Annotated in this window: 17 protein-coding genes and 1 tRNA gene; 10 read left to right on the top strand and 8 right to left on the bottom strand. The window is 67.1% G+C overall.

Annotated features, from left to right (window positions below):
* The first annotated feature begins 17 nt into the window (after nt 1–17).
* The 5 genes from AVE30378_RS17055 to AVE30378_RS17035 all read left to right on the top strand — a co-directional run bounded on the left by AVE30378_RS17055 (nt 18) and on the right by AVE30378_RS17035 (nt 5,190).
* A complete protein-coding gene (locus AVE30378_RS17055; protein ID WP_244235074.1) occupies nt 18–2,231 on the top strand; it encodes a N,N-dimethylformamidase beta subunit family domain-containing protein in 2,214 nt (737 codons plus the stop codon).
* A 17-nt stretch (nt 2,232–2,248) separates the two neighbouring features.
* Nucleotides 2,249–3,244: a LacI family DNA-binding transcriptional regulator gene (locus AVE30378_RS17050; RefSeq protein ID WP_129242054.1), complete on the top strand. Its 996-nt coding sequence runs from the start codon at nt 2,249–2,251 to the stop codon at nt 3,242–3,244.
* Nucleotides 3,245–3,288: 44 nt separating this feature from the next.
* Nucleotides 3,289–3,498, top strand: coding sequence for a hypothetical protein (locus AVE30378_RS17045; protein ID WP_129242053.1), 210 nt, complete (start codon nt 3,289–3,291; stop codon nt 3,496–3,498).
* A 3-nt stretch (nt 3,499–3,501) separates the two neighbouring features.
* Nucleotides 3,502–4,371 (top strand): phosphoserine phosphatase SerB, encoded by an 870-nt coding sequence (gene serB, locus AVE30378_RS17040; protein WP_129242052.1) that lies wholly within the window; start codon nt 3,502–3,504, stop codon nt 4,369–4,371.
* Between the two features lie 123 nt (nt 4,372–4,494).
* Nucleotides 4,495–5,190: a metallophosphoesterase gene (locus AVE30378_RS17035; RefSeq protein ID WP_129242051.1), complete on the top strand. Its 696-nt coding sequence runs from the start codon at nt 4,495–4,497 to the stop codon at nt 5,188–5,190.
* A gap of 141 nt (nt 5,191–5,331) precedes the next feature.
* Here AVE30378_RS17035 and AVE30378_RS17030 read toward each other — a convergent pair.
* Both AVE30378_RS17030 and xth read right to left on the bottom strand, forming a co-directional pair.
* Nucleotides 5,332–5,407 (bottom strand) — tRNA-Ala (locus tag AVE30378_RS17030).
* A 65-nt stretch (nt 5,408–5,472) separates the two neighbouring features.
* Nucleotides 5,473–6,255, bottom strand: coding sequence for an exodeoxyribonuclease III (gene xth, locus AVE30378_RS17025; protein WP_129242050.1), 783 nt, complete (start codon nt 6,253–6,255; stop codon nt 5,473–5,475).
* 303 nt (nt 6,256–6,558) lie between these two features.
* Here xth and AVE30378_RS17020 point away from each other — a divergent pair, with 303 nt between their 5' ends.
* Nucleotides 6,559–6,786: a hypothetical protein gene (locus tag AVE30378_RS17020; protein ID WP_129242049.1), complete on the top strand. Its 228-nt coding sequence runs from the start codon at nt 6,559–6,561 to the stop codon at nt 6,784–6,786.
* A 17-nt stretch (nt 6,787–6,803) separates the two neighbouring features.
* Entirely contained in the window at nt 6,804–7,022 is a 219-nt protein-coding gene (locus tag AVE30378_RS17015) for a hypothetical protein (protein WP_129242048.1), read from the top strand.
* 9 nt (nt 7,023–7,031) lie between these two features.
* Here AVE30378_RS17015 and AVE30378_RS17010 read toward each other — a convergent pair whose 3' ends face one another.
* Nucleotides 7,032–7,814, bottom strand: coding sequence for a 3-oxoacyl-ACP reductase (locus AVE30378_RS17010; protein WP_129242047.1), 783 nt, complete (start codon nt 7,812–7,814; stop codon nt 7,032–7,034).
* A gap of 18 nt (nt 7,815–7,832) precedes the next feature.
* Nucleotides 7,833–8,636: a FadR/GntR family transcriptional regulator gene (locus tag AVE30378_RS17005; protein WP_129242046.1), complete on the bottom strand. Its 804-nt coding sequence runs from the start codon at nt 8,634–8,636 to the stop codon at nt 7,833–7,835.
* 238 nt (nt 8,637–8,874) lie between these two features.
* On the opposite strand from AVE30378_RS17005, the gene AVE30378_RS17000 reads away from it, so the two are divergent.
* Together AVE30378_RS17000 and AVE30378_RS16995 are read left to right on the top strand one after the other, a co-directional pair.
* A complete protein-coding gene (locus tag AVE30378_RS17000; RefSeq protein ID WP_165360221.1) occupies nt 8,875–10,311 on the top strand; it encodes an aldehyde dehydrogenase family protein in 1,437 nt (478 codons plus the stop codon).
* Between the two features lie 102 nt (nt 10,312–10,413).
* On the top strand, nt 10,414–11,118 hold the full coding sequence (locus tag AVE30378_RS16995; protein WP_129242044.1) for a riboflavin synthase subunit alpha: 705 nt from the start codon (nt 10,414–10,416) through the stop codon (nt 11,116–11,118).
* A gap of 18 nt (nt 11,119–11,136) precedes the next feature.
* Here the strand turns inward: AVE30378_RS16995 and AVE30378_RS16990 are convergent, their stop codons facing one another.
* The 3 genes from AVE30378_RS16990 to AVE30378_RS16980 all read right to left on the bottom strand — a co-directional run bounded on the left by AVE30378_RS16990 (nt 11,137) and on the right by AVE30378_RS16980 (nt 14,924).
* Entirely contained in the window at nt 11,137–12,630 is a 1,494-nt protein-coding gene (locus AVE30378_RS16990; RefSeq protein WP_129242043.1) for a M81 family metallopeptidase, read from the bottom strand.
* Nucleotides 12,631–12,809: 179 nt separating this feature from the next.
* Nucleotides 12,810–14,531, bottom strand: coding sequence for a methyl-accepting chemotaxis protein (locus AVE30378_RS16985; protein WP_165360216.1), 1,722 nt, complete (start codon nt 14,529–14,531; stop codon nt 12,810–12,812).
* 78 nt (nt 14,532–14,609) lie between these two features.
* On the bottom strand, nt 14,610–14,924 hold the full coding sequence (locus tag AVE30378_RS16980) for a hypothetical protein (RefSeq protein ID WP_129242042.1): 315 nt from the start codon (nt 14,922–14,924) through the stop codon (nt 14,610–14,612).
* Nucleotides 14,925–15,103: 179 nt separating this feature from the next.
* Here AVE30378_RS16980 and speG point away from each other — a divergent pair, with 179 nt between their 5' ends.
* Nucleotides 15,104–15,688 carry a spermidine N1-acetyltransferase gene (speG, locus tag AVE30378_RS16975; RefSeq protein ID WP_129242041.1) on the top strand — a complete coding sequence of 195 codons (585 nt, stop codon included), beginning with the start codon at nt 15,104–15,106 and terminating at the stop codon, nt 15,686–15,688.
* Between the two features lie 20 nt (nt 15,689–15,708).
* Here the strand turns inward: speG and AVE30378_RS16970 are convergent, their stop codons facing one another.
* The gene (locus AVE30378_RS16970) at nt 15,709–18,066 is read right to left on the bottom strand and encodes a heavy metal translocating P-type ATPase (protein WP_167507614.1); all 2,358 of its coding nucleotides are present in this window, start codon (nt 18,064–18,066) and stop codon (nt 15,709–15,711) included.
* Nucleotides 18,067–18,112: the final 46 nt, after the last annotated feature.

Below are 18,112 nucleotides of genomic sequence, written 5' to 3'. Positions count from 1 at the left end.
CGATGAATACACCTATCATGCATCCTCCTATCTTGGGCTACGTCACGCCGCTCAGCGCGCAACCCGGCCAGACCTTGTCGTTTCGCATCAGTTCGGCAGGCAACCAGCCGTTTACCGCGCGTGTCCTGCGCATCCATTGCGCCGACCCCAATCCCGACGGGCCCGGCATGCAGCTTGAACCGGTCGACTTCGCGTTGCAAGCCGGTTATGCGGGGCGCGAGCAGGCGGTCCACCCGGGGGCGTGCGCGCTGGCCGTGTTCAATCCCGCCGCCCAGAACAATGCGAAGCACATCGAGCTGCGCATGTTGACCAGGCCAACGCTGGTTCAAGGCGGCCCGCAGGTGTTGGCCAGCCTGCAGGATGCGCCGGCGGCACGCGGCGTGGCGTTGGCCGTGGATGATGGCGAATGGGTCATTCTGGCGCTTCAGGAAAAAGGGGCGGCGCCTGTCGCGCTGCGTACCGGCCTGCGCGCCACGCAGGATCGCTGGCAATCGGTGTCGTTAAGCCTCGCACTGGCCGAGCAACGCCTGACGCTACGTGTAGGGCCCGTGTCCACCGGCACCCCAGGGGCCGGGCCGGCACTGCCCGCGCAAGAGGCGGTGCTGGATGCCGACGCGGTTCAATCCGGCTGGCAGCCATTTACCCATCTTTGCCTGGGCGCAGTGTGGCAAGAAGGCCATCCCAGCCAGGGATATAACGGGCTGATCGAAGCGCCTGCACTGTATGCCGGCGGGCAGGCGCTGGCGCAATGGAATCTGTCCGATGCCATGCAGGAATCGTCCGTGCCCGGCGAGCAGTCCGGCATGCCCGCGCTGACGCTGGTCAACACGCCGGTGCGCGCCGTCCGGTCGTCGCGCTGGTCTGGCCTGAATCTGAACTGGAAGGAAGCGCCGGACGAGTATGCCGCCATGTACTTTCACGCCGACGCGCTGACCGATTGCGGTTGGGCGGAGAGCGTCAGCCTGCGCATTCCGCCGGGCACGCAATCCGGCGTGTATGGATTGGAAGTCGTGCACCCCGAGGGCAGCGACACGATCCCGTTCTACGTGACGCCCGCCCCGGATGGGCCCCGCGCGCGCGTGTTGTTCCTGGCGCCGACCCTGACCTACCAGGCCTATGCGAACCACGCCCGAGGCAACTATGCAGGCCAGTTGGCCGAACGCATCGCGCAGTGGGGAGCCTATCCGCACAACCCCGACGTGGTGACGCAGTTCGGTGCGTCCACCTATAACCGGCACAAAGACATGGCGGGCATCAGCCTGTCGTCGCGCCTGCGCCCGATATTGACGATGCGCCCGGGCTATCTGACGTTTCCGGATCCCAACGGGTCCGGCCTGAGGCACTTTCCAGCGGATTCGCACCTGACGCACTGGCTGCGTGAAAAAGGGTTCGACTATGACGTGATTACCGACGAGGACCTGGACGACCAGGGCCTGGACGCCTTGCGCCCCTACGACGTGGTGCTGACCGGCTCGCACCCGGAATACCATACGCGCCGCATGATCGAAGCCCTGGTGGCGTACCGCGAAGGTGGCGGATATCTGATGTATCTGGGCGCCAACGGCTTTTACTGGAAGATCGCCCGCCCTGCGGCGGCCCCCCATCTGCTGGAAATCCGGCGCGCCGAAGGCGGCATCCGCGCGTGGGCCAGCGAACCGGGCGAGTACTACCACCAGTTGGACGGCGGCTACGGCGGCATGTGGCGGCGCAACGGCATTGCGCCGCAATGTGTGGGTGGCGTGGGCTTTGCCGTGCAAGGCGGATTCGAGGGCGTGGGCTACCGGCGCACCCCGGAGTCCTACGATCCGGACGTAGCCTGGTTGTTCCAGGGCGTGGAAGGAGAGACCTACGGTGATTTCGGCCTGTCCGGCGGCGGCGCGGCCGGGTTCGAGCTGGACCAGGTCGTGCCGGAACTGGGTTCGCCCGCGTACCTGAAGATCGTCGGCATTTCGGACGGCCATGGACCTAGCTTTAGAATAGCGCCCGAAGAGATCCTGACGTGGACCATCGCCGCGTCGATTCCTCGCAAGTACGAAGGCGTGCACGCCCATATGGCAGTCGGTGTGGCCGAGCAGGGCGGCGGACTGTTTGCCGTGGGCTCGATTACCTTCCTGGGAAGCTTGTTGCACAACGGGTGCGACAACAATGTCTCGCACATCGTCGAAAACTGCTTGCGTCATTTCCTGTCGATCTCGTTGGCGAAGCGCGGCGCCGACAGTGCACCTCTTTGATCGGAAAACCAGAAGGCGTGAAAAAGAAAGCTCCAACACAGAAAGACGTGGCCAGGTTCGCGGGCGTGTCCCAGGCCGCCGTGTCCCGGTTCATCTCGGGCAAGGGCGCCATTTCGCAAGAAGTCCGCGAGAAGATCCTGAAGGTCGTCGATCTGGTCGACTACCAGCCCAACCCGCTGGCCCGCGGCTTGAGCAGCGGCAAGTTCAACATCATTGCCATCGTCATGGCCAACATTACCAATCCCTGGTATCCGGTCGTGCTGGAGCTGATCACGCGGGAACTGCATCGGCGGGGATTGCAGACGCTGCTGTTCAACGCCACGCCGCCGCAAACGGTCGACGACCTGATGCCGCTGGTGCTGCAGTACCGCGTGCGGGGCGTCATCATCACGACCGCGTCACTGACGACCCTGGGCGCCGATTTGTGCGTCAAGCAGGGCGTGCCCGTGGTCATGTTCAACCGGTATGCGCAAACCGGCAACGGACATTCCGTGTCCACCGACAACATCGGCGGCGGCCGGCTGGCCGCCGACGTGCTGCTGGAATCCGGCAGCAAAGTACTGGGCTACCTGGGCGGCATGCCGTCGGTGTCCACCAATCGGGATCGGCGCACCGGCTTCCTGGAGCGCCTGGCCGAATTGGGCATGACCGCGGTGCCCGTGCTGGAAAAAGAATTTACCTATGCCTGGGGCTACGAGGCCGCTCAGATGCTGATGGCGCGCCACCCCGACATCGATGCGCTGTTCTGCGCCGACGATGAAATCGCCTCGGGCGCCATCGACGCGCTGCGCTTCGCCTTGGGCAAGCGCGTTCCGGAAGACGTGCGGGTATTCGGCTTTGACGATCATCCGGTTGCCTCGAACGCCGCCTACCAGATGACCACGATACGTCAGCCCGTCGAAGACATGATCACCGCGGCCATAGAACTGCTGCTGCAGGACAGCGGCAAGAACGAGCGCCGCCTGCTGCCCGGACAACTGATCTACCGAAATTCCACGCCGGAGAAGCGCTGATCCGTCGTTCCTGGCGCCATGTTGTTGATTACCAAGAGGAATTCATGGCTGCGCGTAAGCGCGAGCGAGGAAAAATGCATACCTATAGCCGCGTGCCCGCAGAGGCCAGATTCTGTCCGGCCATGCTGTTCATCAGAAACCAGCACGGCAGCCACAACAAGGATGAAACCGTGCTGATGGAAGATGCGCAGCTTGGCGCCTCGGTGCTTGCCGAGTTCCTGTGTTCGACGTTTGATCAAGATTTACGCGGTTGAAACATGCATTTGGTCGTTCAGCGAAACACGCCGCTTTCGGACGGCGAAGCCGCGCGCATCGGCGCGCTGTTTCAGGCCGTGGAGGGCTGCCGTATTCATGACGGCGGTCTGCGTTACACCCTGGCGGCTGCGGCAAGCCGGGAGGCCATTCATGAGCTGGGGCGCGAGCACGGATTGGATACCGCGGTCATCGAGTCTTTCCGGCGCCTGTCCGATTTCAAGTTGATGGTGTTCGATATGGATTCGACCTTGATCAATATCGAATGCATAGATGAACTGGCGGATCTGGTCGGCAGGAAGCGCGAAGTCGCCCGGTTGACCGAGCAGGCCATGCAATCCGGCGCCGTTGACTATGACACCAGCCTGCGCATGCGCACGCGGCTGCTGGCCGGCTTGCCGGTCGGCACGTTTGACAGCCTGTATGCCGAGCGGGTGCGCATCACGCCCGGCGCGTCGGCCCTGATCGCCGCCGCCAGGCAGGCCGGCCTGAGGACCGCCATCGTCTCCGGCGGCTTCGACTATTTCACGGGGCGCGTGCGCGCCGAACTGGGCCTGGACGCCGACCTGTCGAATCATCTGGAAGTGAAGGACGGGCGCCTGACCGGGGAACTGTTGGGCACATTGATCAATGCCGACGTCAAGGCCGGGCACGTCGCGCGAATGTGCCGCGAGCTGGGCGTGCCCACGTCGGACGCGATCGTGGTGGGCGACGGCGCCAATGACCTGAAGATGATGGCCTTGGCCGGCCTGTCGGTCGGCTACCATCCCAAACCGGTGGTGCGCGCAACGGTCAATGTGGTCATCGATCAACTCGGGCTGGATTCTTTGCTGAACGTGCTGGGCGCCTCTTCGGCCGGGCCGGATCGGAGATAGGGTTCATTGCCTCGATGAGCCCGCGCCCGCGGGCGGCGAACAATCCCGCCTGGGCCCACGGAGGGCCAAGTATCATGGGGGTCATGCAGGATGAGCCGCCAGGAGATCACATGGAAATCAGGGATGACGCCCGGTAATTCCCGAGTCCAACGCTTCCCGTTGAACGACCGGGGCCGTGATTTTGCCGTGGGCGACATCCATGGCCATTTCAGCCGGGTCGATGCGGCGCTGGCTGCCGTCAGGTTTGCGCCCGATCGCGACAGATTGTTCTCCGTCGGGGACCTCGTAGACCGTGGGTCGGAGTCTCGCGATGTCCTGGCCTGGCTGGATCGCCCCTGGTTTCATGCCATCCGCGGCAATCACGATCTGATGACGCTGCGGCGGGCGATGAGCGACCCGCTGCCGGACATAGACCATCGTGCTCACGGTGGCTCGTGGCTGGATGCCTGCGACAGCGGCACCCAGGCGCGCATCGCTGCGTGCTTGCATGCCTTGCCGCTGGCTATCGAGGTGGAAACGCCGCAGGGCCTTGTCGGCCTGGTGCATGCCGACTTTCCCTATGACGATTGGCAAGCCATCCACGGCGCCACCTTCAGCCCGGAGGATGAGGATGCCTGCCTATGGTCCATCGACCGCTATCGGATGCAGTATGCCCAGCCCGTCCGCAATGTGCGTGCCGTGGTCCATGGACACATGACGCTGCGCAAGCCCGCGCAACTCGGCAACGTCTACTACATCGATACCGGGGGATGGCAGAACGGCGGCAGGTTCACGTTGCTGGATCTGCATACGCTCAAGCCTTGGTCCCGCCGATCTTGATGGGGGGGGCTTGCGCGCCGGCGGGCGAGGGGAGGACCCCCAGGCAGTCCCGGGTTTGCCCCGAGCCAATGAAATCAGGCGTGCAGAAACAAAAAAGCCTTGGAACACATAGTGGTCCCAAGGCTTTTCCGTCTGGAATTATGGTGGAGCGGAGGAGGATCGAACTCCCGACCTTCGCATTGCGAACGCGACGCTCTCCCAGCTGAGCTACCGCCCCAAAAGCAAGACCGCAACTATACATAAAGCCAAGCGCGGACGCAAGCGATGTCCGCGATTTTTGCTTCAGACGAATTCCAGGGTGGCGACCACGGGGGCGTGGTCCGAGGGTTGCTCGTTGCGGCGGGGTTCCTTGTCGATGGCGCAGGCGATGCAGCGCTTGACCAGCGGGGCCGACAGCAGGACGTGGTCGATGCGCAGGCCGGCGTTGCGGCGGAACGCGAACTGGCGGTAATCCCACCAACTGAAGGATTTCTCGGGCTGCTCGAACAGGCGGAACGAATCGGTCAGGCCGAGGTCGAGGAGAGCGCGGAAGGCGGCGCGCTCGGGTTCCGATACGAGCACCTGGCCTTCCCACTTTTCCGGGTTGTGCACGTCTTCGTCGGCAGGCGCCACGTTGTAGTCGCCCAGCACCGCCAGGCGCGGGTACTGCTGGATCTCTTCGGCCAGCCACTTGTGCATGGCTTCGAACCAGTCCAGCTTGTACGCGTACTTGTCCGAACCGACGGACTGGCCGTTGGGGCAATAGGCGCAGACCACCCGGACGTCGCCTTCCGGGCCGGGAAAGGTCAGCGCCAGCACGCGCTGCTGCGGGTCTTCGTAGCCCGGGATGTTGCGTTCCATGGAGGTGCCGGGAACGCGCGAGACGATGGCGACGCCGTTGTACGTTTTCTGGCCGGCCCAGACGGCGTGGTAGCCGGCCTCGGTGAAGGCGGCTTCGGGGAACTTGTCGTCCGTGAGCTTGAGTTCCTGGATGCACAGCACGTCGACGGGATTGGCGGCGAGCCAGTCCAGTACTTGCGGCAGGCGCACGTTCAGGGAGTTCACGTTCCAGGTGGCTAATTTCATGTTTCGCGTAGACCGTTCATTGATGCGGCACTCAGGCCATCTGCGGGAATCGCGGCCAGCGGGCGGATCCCGCCGCGTCTGCCGCTCGGGACCGGGGCCGGTCGAACGTCGGATGATACCTCGCCATCATCCAGCCAGCGCTCCCGCCCGATATGTGAGCAGGTATGTCCCGGCGTGCGCCCGCTTCCATTCGAAGCCCAAAATCCGATCAATATACAAAATGTTCGATTTTCTCGGCATTACTAATACTTAAAGGTTCAATCAATGGATACGCTCCTAACCGTTCCCTGAACGGAGAGCGGCATGAAAGGCCTTGATTTGGAAACGGTTTCTCCCGGTGTCCCGATAGTCGGCTGGCTGCTGGACGGGCCGCAGCCCGAATTCACCGATGTGGTCAGCGTCGCGCGCCGGTGGATGTCGGACGGCCAGCGCGTCACGGAAGTGATACGCGCGGAGGACTGGCGGAGGATGCCGATGGCGGATCCGGGCCGGCACGTGATGCGCGCCTGCGGCCTCGCGGGCCGGCGTTGAGGCGCGGGGAAGCGGGCATGAGAACGGGAACGATCAGGCTGAACGGCTATCGGCTCGAATACGAGCTGCGGCCGCTTGCGGCCCGCACGGGCTACGAGGCCTGGGTGCGGACCGCGCCCCACCATGAATGGACCCGCATCGGGGTGGGCGATTCGACGTTCGTCAGCGAGGATGCCGCGCTCAAGGGCATCCGGTACGCCGCCGGCGAGATCAGCGCCCGCCGGCTTCAGGCATAGCGGCGCGGGTCAGCCTTTCACCAATCCGCCGTCCACGATCAGGTTCTGGCCGGTCACGGCCCGCGACCAGGGGCTGGCGAAGAACAGCACGGCGTCGGCGAACTGCGCGGGCGTGGTGACTTCGCGCAGCGGCGTGCCCGCAGCGATCATGTCGAACACCGCATCCGGCGTGGCGGCCGAGGCGTCGGTGGTGCGCAGCAGGCCGCCCGAGACCATATTGACCGTGATGCCGTCCGCGCCCAGTTCGTGCGACAGGGTGCGGGTGAAGGCCAGCAGCGCGGCCTTGGCGGCGGTGTAGTCGTGGTACGGCACGACCGGGTTCTGGACCAGGTTGGTGCCCACGTTGACGATGCGTCCGCCGCCGGCGGCGCGCATGCCGGGCAGGACGGCCTGCGTGGTGTTCAGCGCGGCGCGCACGCTGCCTTCGATCTGCGCATTCATCTGGGCCCAGTCCAGCGTGTCGGCGTGCGGCCGCGCGTCGCCATTGAACTGGAAGGAGGGCAGGGCGTTGTTGACCACCGTGCTGACGGGCTGGCCGAAGTGTTCGCTGGCCTGCGCCACCATGGCGGCGACGGCCGCCGCGTCGCGCACGTCGGCCCGCAGCGCCAGCGCTTGGCCGGGCGCGTCCGCGGCCAGCGCCTGCGCGCGTTCGGCGCTGTTCAGGTAGTTGACGACGACCTTGGCGCCTTCCCGCAGGAAGGCCCGCGCGATGGCGGCGCCCAGGCCGCGGCTGGCGCCGGTGACGATGACGAGTTGCTGGTCCAGATTCAGTGCGGGGCGTTGCGATGACATGGGTAAAGGGTTTCCTGCTCAGTGTTCCGGGCCGCTGTTCAACATGCGGCTGCGGGCTTTTTCGATATGGGCGCGCATGACGTTGCGCGCGCCTTCGGCGTCCTGTTCCTGGATCAGCCGGTAGATGTGGCGGTGTTCGTCGATGGCGGCGCGGGTGCGTTTCCAGGGTTCGCTGTGGACCAGGTGGCGCATGACGTTGACCGCGTGGCTGACGTCGTACTCCAGCGATTTCAGCACCTGCACGAAGCGCTGGTTGCCGGTGGCCGCGGCGACGGCGCGATGGAATCCGTAGTCGTGGTGGTGGGCGATGGCGCCGGACGCGTCGGCCTCTTCGTAGCCCGTCAGCATGCGGTCCATCTCGCGCAGGTCGTCGTCGGTGCGGCGCAGGGCGGCCAGGTAGGCGCATTCGGGCTCGATCACCATGCGCAGCTCCAGGCCTTCCAGGATGTGGCCGACCCGGCGCGCCGGGTCCACCGCGGGCATGCCGCCCATCAGGTCGGGCTTGGCGCGCACATACGAACCCGAGCCCCGGATGGAATCCACCAATTGGTCTTCGCGCAGGCGGTCCAGCGCCTGCCGCACCACCGGGCGCGACACCTCGAAGAGCGCCGCCAGTTCCAGCTCGGTGGGGAGCTTGCTGCCGGGCGCGATCTTGCCGGTGGCGATCGCGTAGAACAGGCTTTCGTACACGCGTTCGGCGAAGCGTTCGGCGCGCACGTAGCCCAGGCCGGACGCCACTTCCGCCAGCACGTCCAGTTCGGGGCGGGGGCGGTTCGCGGCTTCCAGCAGCGATGCCAGTTGCGGGTCACGCACATTGCTCATCGGCGCGCTCCTTCCTGTTTCAGTGTGGGGGCGGGCTTGTCAGTCGCCATGACAAGTCCGTTGCGGCGTTAAGCCGCTGAATTATTAGGGATAACCCGGGGTGACAGGAAAATATCCTGACCCTTGGGACAAAAGCTGTCAATTCAATTGACAAGTTATCGGCGGCTCCCGTAACTTGGTCCGATCGCGCAACGCACTTTTCCGCAACCGGCCGTCCGGCCGCTACTTTACTCCGCACATCGTGACTCAGAAGAACTTTATCGCCAACCAATGGGTGGCCGCCGCCACCGGTGAAACCATTCCCGTCCTGAACCCGTCCGATGGCAAGCCGTTCGAGGCGATCGCGCGTTCCGGCCAGGCCGACGTGGACCGCGCCGTGACGGCGGCCCGCGAGGCTTACGAAGGCGAGTGGGGCCAGATGGCGCCCGCCGCGCGCAGCCGCCTGCTCATGAAAATCGCCTTCGCGCTGCTGGACCGCCAGGAAGAGCTGGCGCAACTGGAATCGGCCGACACCGGCAAGCCCATCAAGCAGGCGCGCGCCGACGCCGCCGCCGTGGCGCGCTATTTCGAGTTCTATGCCGGCGCGGTCGACAAGCTGCATGGCGAGACCATTCCCTACAACCCGGGCTTCACGGTGCTGACGGTGCGCGAACCGCACGGCGTCACCGGCCATATCGTGCCCTGGAACTACCCCTTGCAGATCTTCGGCCGCAGCGTGGGCGCGGCGCTGGCCGCCGGCAACGCCTGCGTGGTCAAGCCCGCCGAAGACGCCTGCCTGTCGCTTCTGAAGCTGGCGGAGATCGCCGCCGAAACGGGCCTCCCCGCCGGCGCCCTGAACATCTGCACCGGCTACGGGCATGAGGCCGGCGCGGCGCTGTCCGCGCATCCGGGCATCGACCACATCTCGTTCACCGGTTCGCCGCAGACGGGCAAGATGGTCGCGCACGCCGCCGCCGAAAACCATGTGCCGGTCACGCTGGAACTGGGCGGCAAGTCGCCCCAGATCGTGTTCGACGATGCCGACCTGGACGCCGCCCTGCCGGTGCTGCTGGCCGCCATCATCCAGAACGCGGGCCAGACGTGCTCCGCCGGCAGCCGCGTGCTGATCCAGCGCGGCGTCTATGAAACCGTGCTCAAGCGCCTGTCGGACGCATTCTCGGCCACCGTCACCGGCCCGGCCGCGGCCGACCTCGACGTCGGCCCCCTGATCAACGCCCGCCAGCAGGACCGCGTGCGCGGCTTCCTGGCCGAAGCGGAAGGCGCCGGCATGAAGGTTGCCGCCCGCGGCAAGCTCAAGGAAGGCACGCCCGAGGCCGGCTTCTACCAGCCGCCGGTGCTGTTCCGCGACGTTCCGTCCGACAGCCGCCTGGCGCAGGAAGAAGTCTTCGGTCCGGTGCTGGCCGCCATGGTGTTCGACACCGAGGAAGAGGCGCTGGAAATCGCCAACGGCACGCTGTACGGCCTGGTGGCCGGCGTCTGGACCCGCGACGGCGGCCGCCAGTTGCGCCTGGCCCGCAAGCTGCGGGCCGGCCAGGTCTTCATCAACAACTACGGCGCCGGCGGCGGCGTGGAACTGCCGTTCGGCGGTTCGCGCCAGTCGGGCTACGGTCGCGAGAAGGGCTTCGAGGCCCTGTACGGCTTCACCACGCTGAAGACCATCGCCATCAAGCACTGAGCCTCTCCGGCTCGGGAAGACGCCGCGGCGGACCCTGGCAAAATATCGGTTAACGTTGATGTTTTGCTTGCAGGGGCCGCCGCGCCCGCTTCCAGGATTCCCATGTTCACAGGTATTGTCCAAGGCACCGCGAAGATCGCGAAGATCTCCGACCGCGAGGGCCTGCGCACGTTTACGCTCGATTTTCCGCCCGGATTCTGCGTGGATCTGGCGGTGGGCGCCAGCGTGTCGACCGACGGCGTCTGCCTCACGGTCACCGAACTGCTGGGCGAGAACCAGGCCACGTTCGACGTGATGCGGCAAAGCCTGGCCATCACCACGCTGGGCGGCTACCGGGAAGGCGACCGCGCCAACGTCGAACGCGCGGCCAAGGACGGCGCCGAAATCGGCGGCCATCCGCTGTCCGGCCACGTGGACTTCACCTCCGAGGTCCTGATGGTGAAGTCCTCGGACACCAACCGCCTGATGCGCTTCAGCATCCCCCCGGATTTCCGCAAGTACGTGTTCGCCAAGGGCTACATCGCCATCAACGGCGCCAGCCTCACCGTGTCGGAAGTCAACCGCGCGGAAGGCTGGTTCGAAGTGTGGCTGATCCCCGAGACCCGCCGCATGACGGTCTTCGAAGACAAGCAGGCGGGCGATTCCGTCAACATCGAGATCGAGCGCAGCACGCAGGTGGTGGTCGACACCGTGCGTGAAACCGTCCAGGAAAGCCTGGGCAGGCTGCAGCCGCTGCTGGAAGCCATCCTGAAGGAAAAGGGGCTGACGCTGGAGGATTTCGTCAGCCCGCAAGGCAAGTTGAAATAGCGGCTGCCGCCGGGCGGCTCAGTACGAGAACGCCCGGCCCAGCGGCCTGGTCCGCATGCCCGGCTGCAGCCGGGTCCAGGGCAGGTCCGCGGGGTCGGCCTGCATGGGGCCGGGCGCTTTGGCCACCAGCACCTCGTGCGCGATGGGCTGGAAGTCCGCGCGGAAGTGCACGGAACTCTTCACGACCAGGATACCCATTTCCTCGGGCTGCACGCCGCCGACGCGGAACAGGTTGCGGTCCAGCATCTGCGACTTGGTGGCGCTGACCACGACCCGCACCCCGCCGATCCGCAGGCCGGCCACCGCGCCCAGGTCCACGTCCATGCCGTTCATCATCGGCCCGTCGAAGCGCAGCTTGCCGGGCGACAGCGTTTCGACCGTGAACTCGCCTTCGAACGCGGCGTCGCCCGCGACGCCGGATTGGCCTCCCAGCTTCAGCCGGACCTTGCTGCCGATGCCGGCCTCGCTGGCCAGGCGCACCGCCTCCGGGTCGTAGAACAGCCCGAGCGCGGCATTCTGCGCATCGGCTTCGACCAGCGCGCGCAGCATGCCCGTGGTGTTGGCGTCGCCGCCGGCGCCCGGGTTGTCCTGCGTGTCCGCGATCACCACGGGGCGCGCCGCGCCCGCCGCCAGCGCCTGGGCGCGGCGCACGGCCTCGGCGGGTTCCAGGAAATCGGGCGACCACTGCGGTTCCAGTTCCAGCACGCGCTGGTAGAGGGTTTCGGTCACGCGCTCGACCGCCGCGGCGTCGGTGCCGTAGGCCCATACCACCGGCCCGCATTCGGGGAAGTCCGCGGCGGGAAAGCCCGGAGCGAACGAGATCGACGCCACGCCGGGCGTGCGCTCCAGTTGCACCAGCAGTTCGTACACGCCGCGCGACGGCTCCAGCATCGTGCACATGCCGTTGATCGGAATCAGGAAGGGCAGGCGGCGCTCGCTGCGGCTCCAGCCGCCGCCCGCGGCGTTGCGGGCCTGAAGCAGCCGCGCGGCGTGTTCGCCGGTGTCCGCCATGTCCACGTGCGGATAGGTGCGGAACGCGGCCAGGCCGTCGGCCGCCCGCAGCATCTGCGCGGTGACGTTGGCGTGCAGGTCCAGGCTGGCGATCACCGGCACGTCCGGCCCGACGATCTGGCGCATGCGCGCCAGCAGTTCGCCTTCGCCGTCGTCCAGGTGCTGGGCGACCATCGCGCCGTGCAGGTCCAGGTAGACGGCGTCATAGGTCCCGGCGCGCGCGGCGTCCAGGATTTCGCCGGCGATCCGCTCGTAGGCGTCGCGGGTGACGTGGGCCGAGGGGCTGGCGCCCGCCCAGATCACGGTCTGGACGGTGTGGCCCTGGGCCAGCGCCGCGTTGATGAAGCCGCCGGCGGGAATGTTGACTTCGCGCAGCGCCAGCATGCCCTCGCCGCGCACCATGGCCGGGAAGCCCTCGCCGCGGACGAAGTTCTCGTACCCCGCCAGGGACGGCGCGAAAGTGTTGGTTTCGTGCTGGAAGCCAGCAACCAGAATATGCATGATGGGTTTCCTGTGGGTTTGGAGGTCCGGCGCGGGCCGGTGGCCGCCGCTCCCTTCAGGTACTGGGAAGGGACTCCGCCCAGAATACCGTGTATCCGGCCCACAGGAACCCGGCAGCCGGCGCAATCGCGGTCAGGGAAAGCGCGAATTGCGGCGGCCGGCCACAACAGGGACGGCGCCTAGAATGTGCCCCAGTTCTGGTCCCCGGCGTTGCGCGCGGCCACGCCGCCCAGCGCCAGCGCGCTTTCCCGCGGGGCCTTGCCGCGGCGTCCGCCGGTGCCGGCGGCGATGGCCTCCGCGGGCGACGCGGGGCGCTTGTCCACGTGATGGGCGGGGACGTCGATGACGTCCGGGGCATTGACCTTGAACACGCTGACCGCCTTGCGCAGGCCCTGCGCCTGTTCCTCCAGCGATCCGGACGCGGCCGCGGCCTGTTCGACCAGCGCGGCGTTCTGCTGGGTCACTTCGTCCATCTGGGCGACCGCCCGGTTGACCTGGTCGATGCCGGAGGCCTGTTCCTCGGACGCGGCGGTGATCTCGCCCATGATGTCGGCCACGCGGGTAACGGACCTGACGATGTCCTGCATGGTGGAGCCGGCCCGTTCGACCTGGCCCGAGCCCGCCTCCACGGCGGCGGCCGAGTCGGTGATCAGCCGCTTGATTTCCTTGGCGGCCTGGGCGCTGCTCTGCGCCAGCGAGCGCACCTCGCCGGCGACCACGGCGAAGCCCTTGCCCTGGTCGCCGGCCCGGGCGGCCTCGACGGCGGCGTTGAGCGCCAGGATGTTGGTCTGGAAGGCGATGCCGTCGATGACCGACACGATTTCCACGATCTTGCTGGAACTGGCGGTGATGTTCTGCATGGTGTGGACGACTTCCGCCACCGCGGCGCTGCCGCGTTCGGCCACTTCGGAGGCGTCGGCCGCAAGCTGGTTCGCCTGGCGCGCGTTGTCGGCGTTCTGCTTGACGGTGGCGGCGATCTGTTCCATGGAGGCGGCGGTTTCCTCCAGGGAGGCGGCCTGTTCCTCGGTGCGGCTGGACAAGTCGTGGTTGCCGCTGGCGATCTGGTGGGCGCCGACGGTGATCTCTTCCACGCCCCGATGGACGGCCGAAACCGTGCGCGTCAGGCTGTCCTGCATGCGCTTGATGGCGGCGAACATCAAGCCGATTTCGTTGGCGTTGCGGACGTCGACCCGGCCCGTGAAGTCCCCTTCGGCGATTCTTTCGAAGCAGGCGCCGGCCTCGTGGAGGGGGCGCAGCACCACGCTGCGCAGGAACACCCACGCGGCCAGGGTCAGCGCCAGGGAAACCGCGATCATCGCAATGGCGATGGCGCGGGCGCGTTCGTGGTCGACGCGGGCGTCGTCGACCATGGCGTTGGTGGCCCTGTCGATGAAATCCAGGAAGCTCATGGCGGCTTCGTTGAACGTCAGCGTCACGCTGCGCGATTCCGCCGCCTGCGCGCGGAAGGCCTCGGTGTCCCGCGCGGCAAGCGCGCGCACCTGGGCATCGATCGCGCGGCGGTAGGACGCGGCGGCCTTCTCCAGTTCGGCGACGTGGGCGGCGGTGCCGTCCAGGTGCGGCGCGCGGATGAACGCGTCCAGGCGCTTGCTGGCTTCGGATTGCAGTTCGGTGGCGAGCTTCAGTTCCTCGTCGGCCTCTTTCTGCCGCTGTAGCTGCTGGTCCATGAAGGTGTTGGCGAGCAGCAGGCGCGCGCGCAGGAACAACAGGTAGGCGCCGTTGAGTTCGCTGGCCTGCAGCGAATAGGACTCATTGACCTGAGCCAGGTTGCGGTTGCTGGCATTAAGACTCAGCCATGATGTGCCGTTGGACACGAGCATGGCGCCAGACAGCAGGAACAGCAAAGCGAGTACGCAGGTGCGCACCTTGAGGTCACGGAACATCGGATTTCCTTTAGGGGGAGGGCAGGCGCGGCGCTGCCGGCGCCTGCGAGGGAATGCCGGCGAGGCGTCGCCGGCGCGTCACACATGCGAGCGCGGGCGCACCTTTTCCCACACATCCGCGGGAATCAGCGCGGAGAGCCATTCCTGACGCTGGCGCAGGGCGTCGTCGTGCTGGGGCGTGCCCAGCGCCTGCGCGAAATCGCCTTCGATGGAGCCGCCCAGCGACTGTTCGATCCGGCCCTGAAGCTCCGGCATGCCGTAGAGCGCGCCGTGCACGCCGATGACGACGGTGCGCAGGGCCTCCAGTTGCGCGTGGCTGAGCGCGACCGCGTTGGCGAGCTTGCGGACGGTGTCCGCCAGGGTGAGTAGAAGATCGCGTTCATTGATTTCCATGGCGCCGTCCCCTCCGTATGCCGACGGCCGGCCATGAGCCAGCGTCTTGCAGCAGCAAATTTAGTAAATCGTTGAAAAGAGTTGAAATGTTGCTGCATCTCCCGCGGCGCCGGGATAAGAATTTTCTGGAAATTCAGGGACGGGCAGGGAATAGAATGGATCCACTTCCGGAGGTATCCATGTCGGCCGTATCCGATATCAAACTGCGCCCGCTGGAGCGCGGCGACCTGCACTTCGTGCACAAGATCAACAATAACGACGTCATCATGCGCTACTGGTTCGAAGAGCCCTACGAGGCCTACGACGAACTGGTCGCCCTGTACGACCGCCACCTGCATGACCAGAACGAGCGGCGCTTCATCATCGAGCACGACACCGGCCAGCCCGCCGGCCTGGTCGAACTGGTCGAGATCGACTACATCCACCGCCGCGCGGAATTCCAGATCATCATCGCGCCCAGCTACCAGGGCCGGGGCTACGCCAAGGCGGCGACCCGCATCGCGGTGGGCTACGCCTTCCGCGTGCTGAACCTGCACAAGGTCTACCTGGTGGTGGACAAAGAGAACAGCGCCGCCGTGCACGTCTACGAGCGCTGCGGCTTCCGGATCGAGGGCCTGCTCAAGGAAGAGTTCTTTTCCAACGGCGCCTACCGCGACGCCTACCGCATGGCGCTGCTGCAGAAGGACCACCTGCGCGACGTCGGCCCCGGCGCGCCGGACGCGCCCGTGCTGCGCGACTGGCCGCAGGAAGAGCAGGCGGGCTGAAGCCCGCCGGCCCTGGTGCTTTACTGCGCGCCGGCGGGGTGCGCGGCCGGGGCCGCCCGCAGCAGCCGCAGGCCGTTGGCCACCACCAGCAGGCTGGCGCCCACGTCGGCGAACACCGCCATCCACAGCGTCGCGTTGCCCGTCATGGCCAGCGCCAGGAACACCGCCTTGATGCCCAGCGCCAGCACGATGTTCTGCATCAGCACGCGGTGCGTGGCGCGCGACAGGCGCAGGAAAGTGCCGATCTTGCGCAGGTCGTCGTCCATCAGGGCCACGTCGGCCGTTTCGATGGCGGTGCCGGTGCCGGCCGCGCCCATGGCGAAGCCGATATCGGCGCGGGCCAGCGCGGGCGCGTCGTTGATGCCGTCGCCCACCATGCCGACGCGGCCGTCGCGCGCCAGCTTGCTTTCGATGGCGGCCAGCTTGTCTTCGGGCAACTGGTCGCCGCGAGCCTCGTCGATGCCGACCTGGCGCGCGATGGCCTGCGCCGTGTGCGTGTTGTCGCCCGTCAGCATCAGCGTGCGCACGCCCAGGGCGTGCAGGTCCGCGATGGCGGCGGCGCTGGTGGGCTTGACGGTGTCGGCCACGGCGGCCAGCGCCAGCACGCGGCTGCCGTCGGTCAGCGAGATGACGCTCTTGCCCTGGCGTTCCAGTTCGTCCATGCGCGCTTCCAGTCCGGGGCTGGACACGCCCGCTTCGCGCATCAGGCGAAGGTTGCCTAGCTGGAAGCTCACGCCGTCGATGGCGCCGGACACGCCGCGGCCGGGCAGGGCGGCGAAATCGGCGACGTCCAGCAGGTTCTTGCCGGCGTCGCGCGCCGCGGCGGCGACGGCCAGGGAGACCGGGTGGTCGGAACGCGCGGCCAGGCTGGCGGCGACCAGCGCGGCCGGCTGGCGGCTCGAATCGGACGTTTCCCAGTCCTGCATGTCGGTCTGCACCGGCTTGCCGTGGGTGAGCGTGCCGGTCTTGTCCAGCGCCAGCCATTTCAGGTTGCGGCCTTCTTCCAGATAGACGCCGCCCTTGACCAGGACGCCGCGCCGCGAGGCCGCCGTCAGGCCGCTGACGATGCTGACCGGCGTGGAAATCACCAGCGCGCAGGGGCAGGCGATGATGAGCAGCGCCAGCGCGCGATAGATGGCGTCGAACCAGGGCTGGCCCCACAGCAGCGGCGGCGCCACGGCGACCAGCACGGCCACGGCGACCACGGCCGGGGTGTAGATGCGCGAGAAGCGGTCGATGAAGCGCTGGGTCGGCGCGCGGGCGCCCTGAGCCTGTTCCACCGCGTGGATGATGCGCGCCAGCGTGGTGTTGCCCGCCGCCGCGGTAACGCGGTATTCGAAGGAGCCGGAGGCGTTCACGGTGGCGGCGTAGACCGGATCGTCCTGCGCCTTTTCGACGGGCAGGCTTTCGCCGGTGATGGGGGACTGGTCCACGGCCGAACTGCCGCTGACGATGATGCCGTCGGCCGCGATGCGTTCGCCCGGCCGCACCCGCACGATGTCGCCCACGCGCAATCCGGCGGCGGGCATTTCGGCCCAGCCGCCGTCCGCCTGGCGCACCGTCGCCGTTTCCGGCGCCAGGTCGAGCAGGCCGCGGATGGCGTGGCGCGCGCGGTCCAGCGACCGCGCTTCGATGAGTTCGGCCACGTTGAACAGGAACATCACCATGGCCGCTTCCGGCCACTGGCCGATCAGCACGGCGCCGGTCACGGCGATGCTCATCAGCGCGTTGATGTTGAGGTTGCCGTTGCGCACGGCGATCCAGCCCTTGCGGTAGGTGCTGACGCCGCAGGCCAGGATGGCGGCCACGGCCAGGGCCGCGGTCGCGCCCAGCGGCCAGCCCGCGAAATGCGATAGCTCGGCCAGGGCCGCCAGCACGCCCGCGCCGCCGATCAGCCACCAGTTCACGCGCGCGGCCGCGGGTGCCGGCCCGCGAGGCGAGCCTTCGGCCAGGGGTTCCGGCGTCATGTCCAGCGACCGGATGGCGGCCATGATGCGGTCCAGCGCGCCTTCGGCGTGCACCACCGTCAGGACGCGCTGCATCAGGTTGAAGTCCAGCGCGTGCACGCCGTCCAGATCGCCCAGCTTCTTGCGGATCAGCGTTTCCTCGGTCGGGCAGTCCATCTGGCCGATGCGCAGGCGGGCCAGCGACTGGCCCGGGCCGGCGCTCAGCGCCGCCGCGCCGGCGTCGGACACCGTGAACGGCTGGGCGGCATGGTCGTGGCCGCAGCAGGCGGCCGCGGCTTGGGCGTGTTCCCCATGGCCGTGGCCCGAGTGGCCGTGTCCTGAATGGTCCTGCGCCTTGCCGTCGCGCCCGCAGCAGGCGGCGCCGTGGTCGGCGGACGCGTGTTCATGTTGTTTGACCGGAGGTAAAGACATCGTCCTCTGCCTTGAAATATGCTGGTGATGCTATTGGACACCTTGG

Source organism: Achromobacter veterisilvae, from assembly GCF_900496975.1.
GTDB classification, from domain to species: Bacteria; Pseudomonadota; Gammaproteobacteria; order Burkholderiales; family Burkholderiaceae_B; genus Achromobacter; species Achromobacter veterisilvae.
This window is presented reverse-complemented; position numbering and strand designations above follow the sequence as displayed.

Coding starts and splice junctions, on each gene's coding strand:
- AVE30378_RS17005 (WP_129242046.1), bottom strand. CDS start 8,636: ATGAGCAATGTGCGTGACCCGCAACTGGCATCGCTGCTGGAAGCCGCG.
- AVE30378_RS16970 (WP_167507614.1), bottom strand. CDS start 18,066: ATGTCTTTACCTCCGGTCAAACAACATGAACACGCGTCCGCCGACCAC.
- AVE30378_RS17020 (WP_129242049.1), top strand. CDS start 6,559: ATGAAAGGCCTTGATTTGGAAACGGTTTCTCCCGGTGTCCCGATAGTC.
- AVE30378_RS16985 (WP_165360216.1), bottom strand. CDS start 14,531: ATGTTCCGTGACCTCAAGGTGCGCACCTGCGTACTCGCTTTGCTGTTC.
- serB (WP_129242052.1), top strand. CDS start 3,502: ATGCATTTGGTCGTTCAGCGAAACACGCCGCTTTCGGACGGCGAAGCC.
- AVE30378_RS16990 (WP_129242043.1), bottom strand. CDS start 12,630: ATGCATATTCTGGTTGCTGGCTTCCAGCACGAAACCAACACTTTCGCG.
- AVE30378_RS17055 (WP_244235074.1), top strand. CDS start 18: ATGCATCCTCCTATCTTGGGCTACGTCACGCCGCTCAGCGCGCAACCC.
- AVE30378_RS17045 (WP_129242053.1), top strand. CDS start 3,289: ATGGCTGCGCGTAAGCGCGAGCGAGGAAAAATGCATACCTATAGCCGC.
- xth (WP_129242050.1), bottom strand. CDS start 6,255: ATGAAATTAGCCACCTGGAACGTGAACTCCCTGAACGTGCGCCTGCCG.
- AVE30378_RS16980 (WP_129242042.1), bottom strand. CDS start 14,924: ATGGAAATCAATGAACGCGATCTTCTACTCACCCTGGCGGACACCGTC.
- AVE30378_RS16995 (WP_129242044.1), top strand. CDS start 10,414: ATGTTCACAGGTATTGTCCAAGGCACCGCGAAGATCGCGAAGATCTCC.
- AVE30378_RS17015 (WP_129242048.1), top strand. CDS start 6,804: ATGAGAACGGGAACGATCAGGCTGAACGGCTATCGGCTCGAATACGAG.
- AVE30378_RS17035 (WP_129242051.1), top strand. CDS start 4,495: ATGACGCCCGGTAATTCCCGAGTCCAACGCTTCCCGTTGAACGACCGG.
- speG (WP_129242041.1), top strand. CDS start 15,104: ATGTCGGCCGTATCCGATATCAAACTGCGCCCGCTGGAGCGCGGCGAC.
- AVE30378_RS17010 (WP_129242047.1), bottom strand. CDS start 7,814: ATGTCATCGCAACGCCCCGCACTGAATCTGGACCAGCAACTCGTCATC.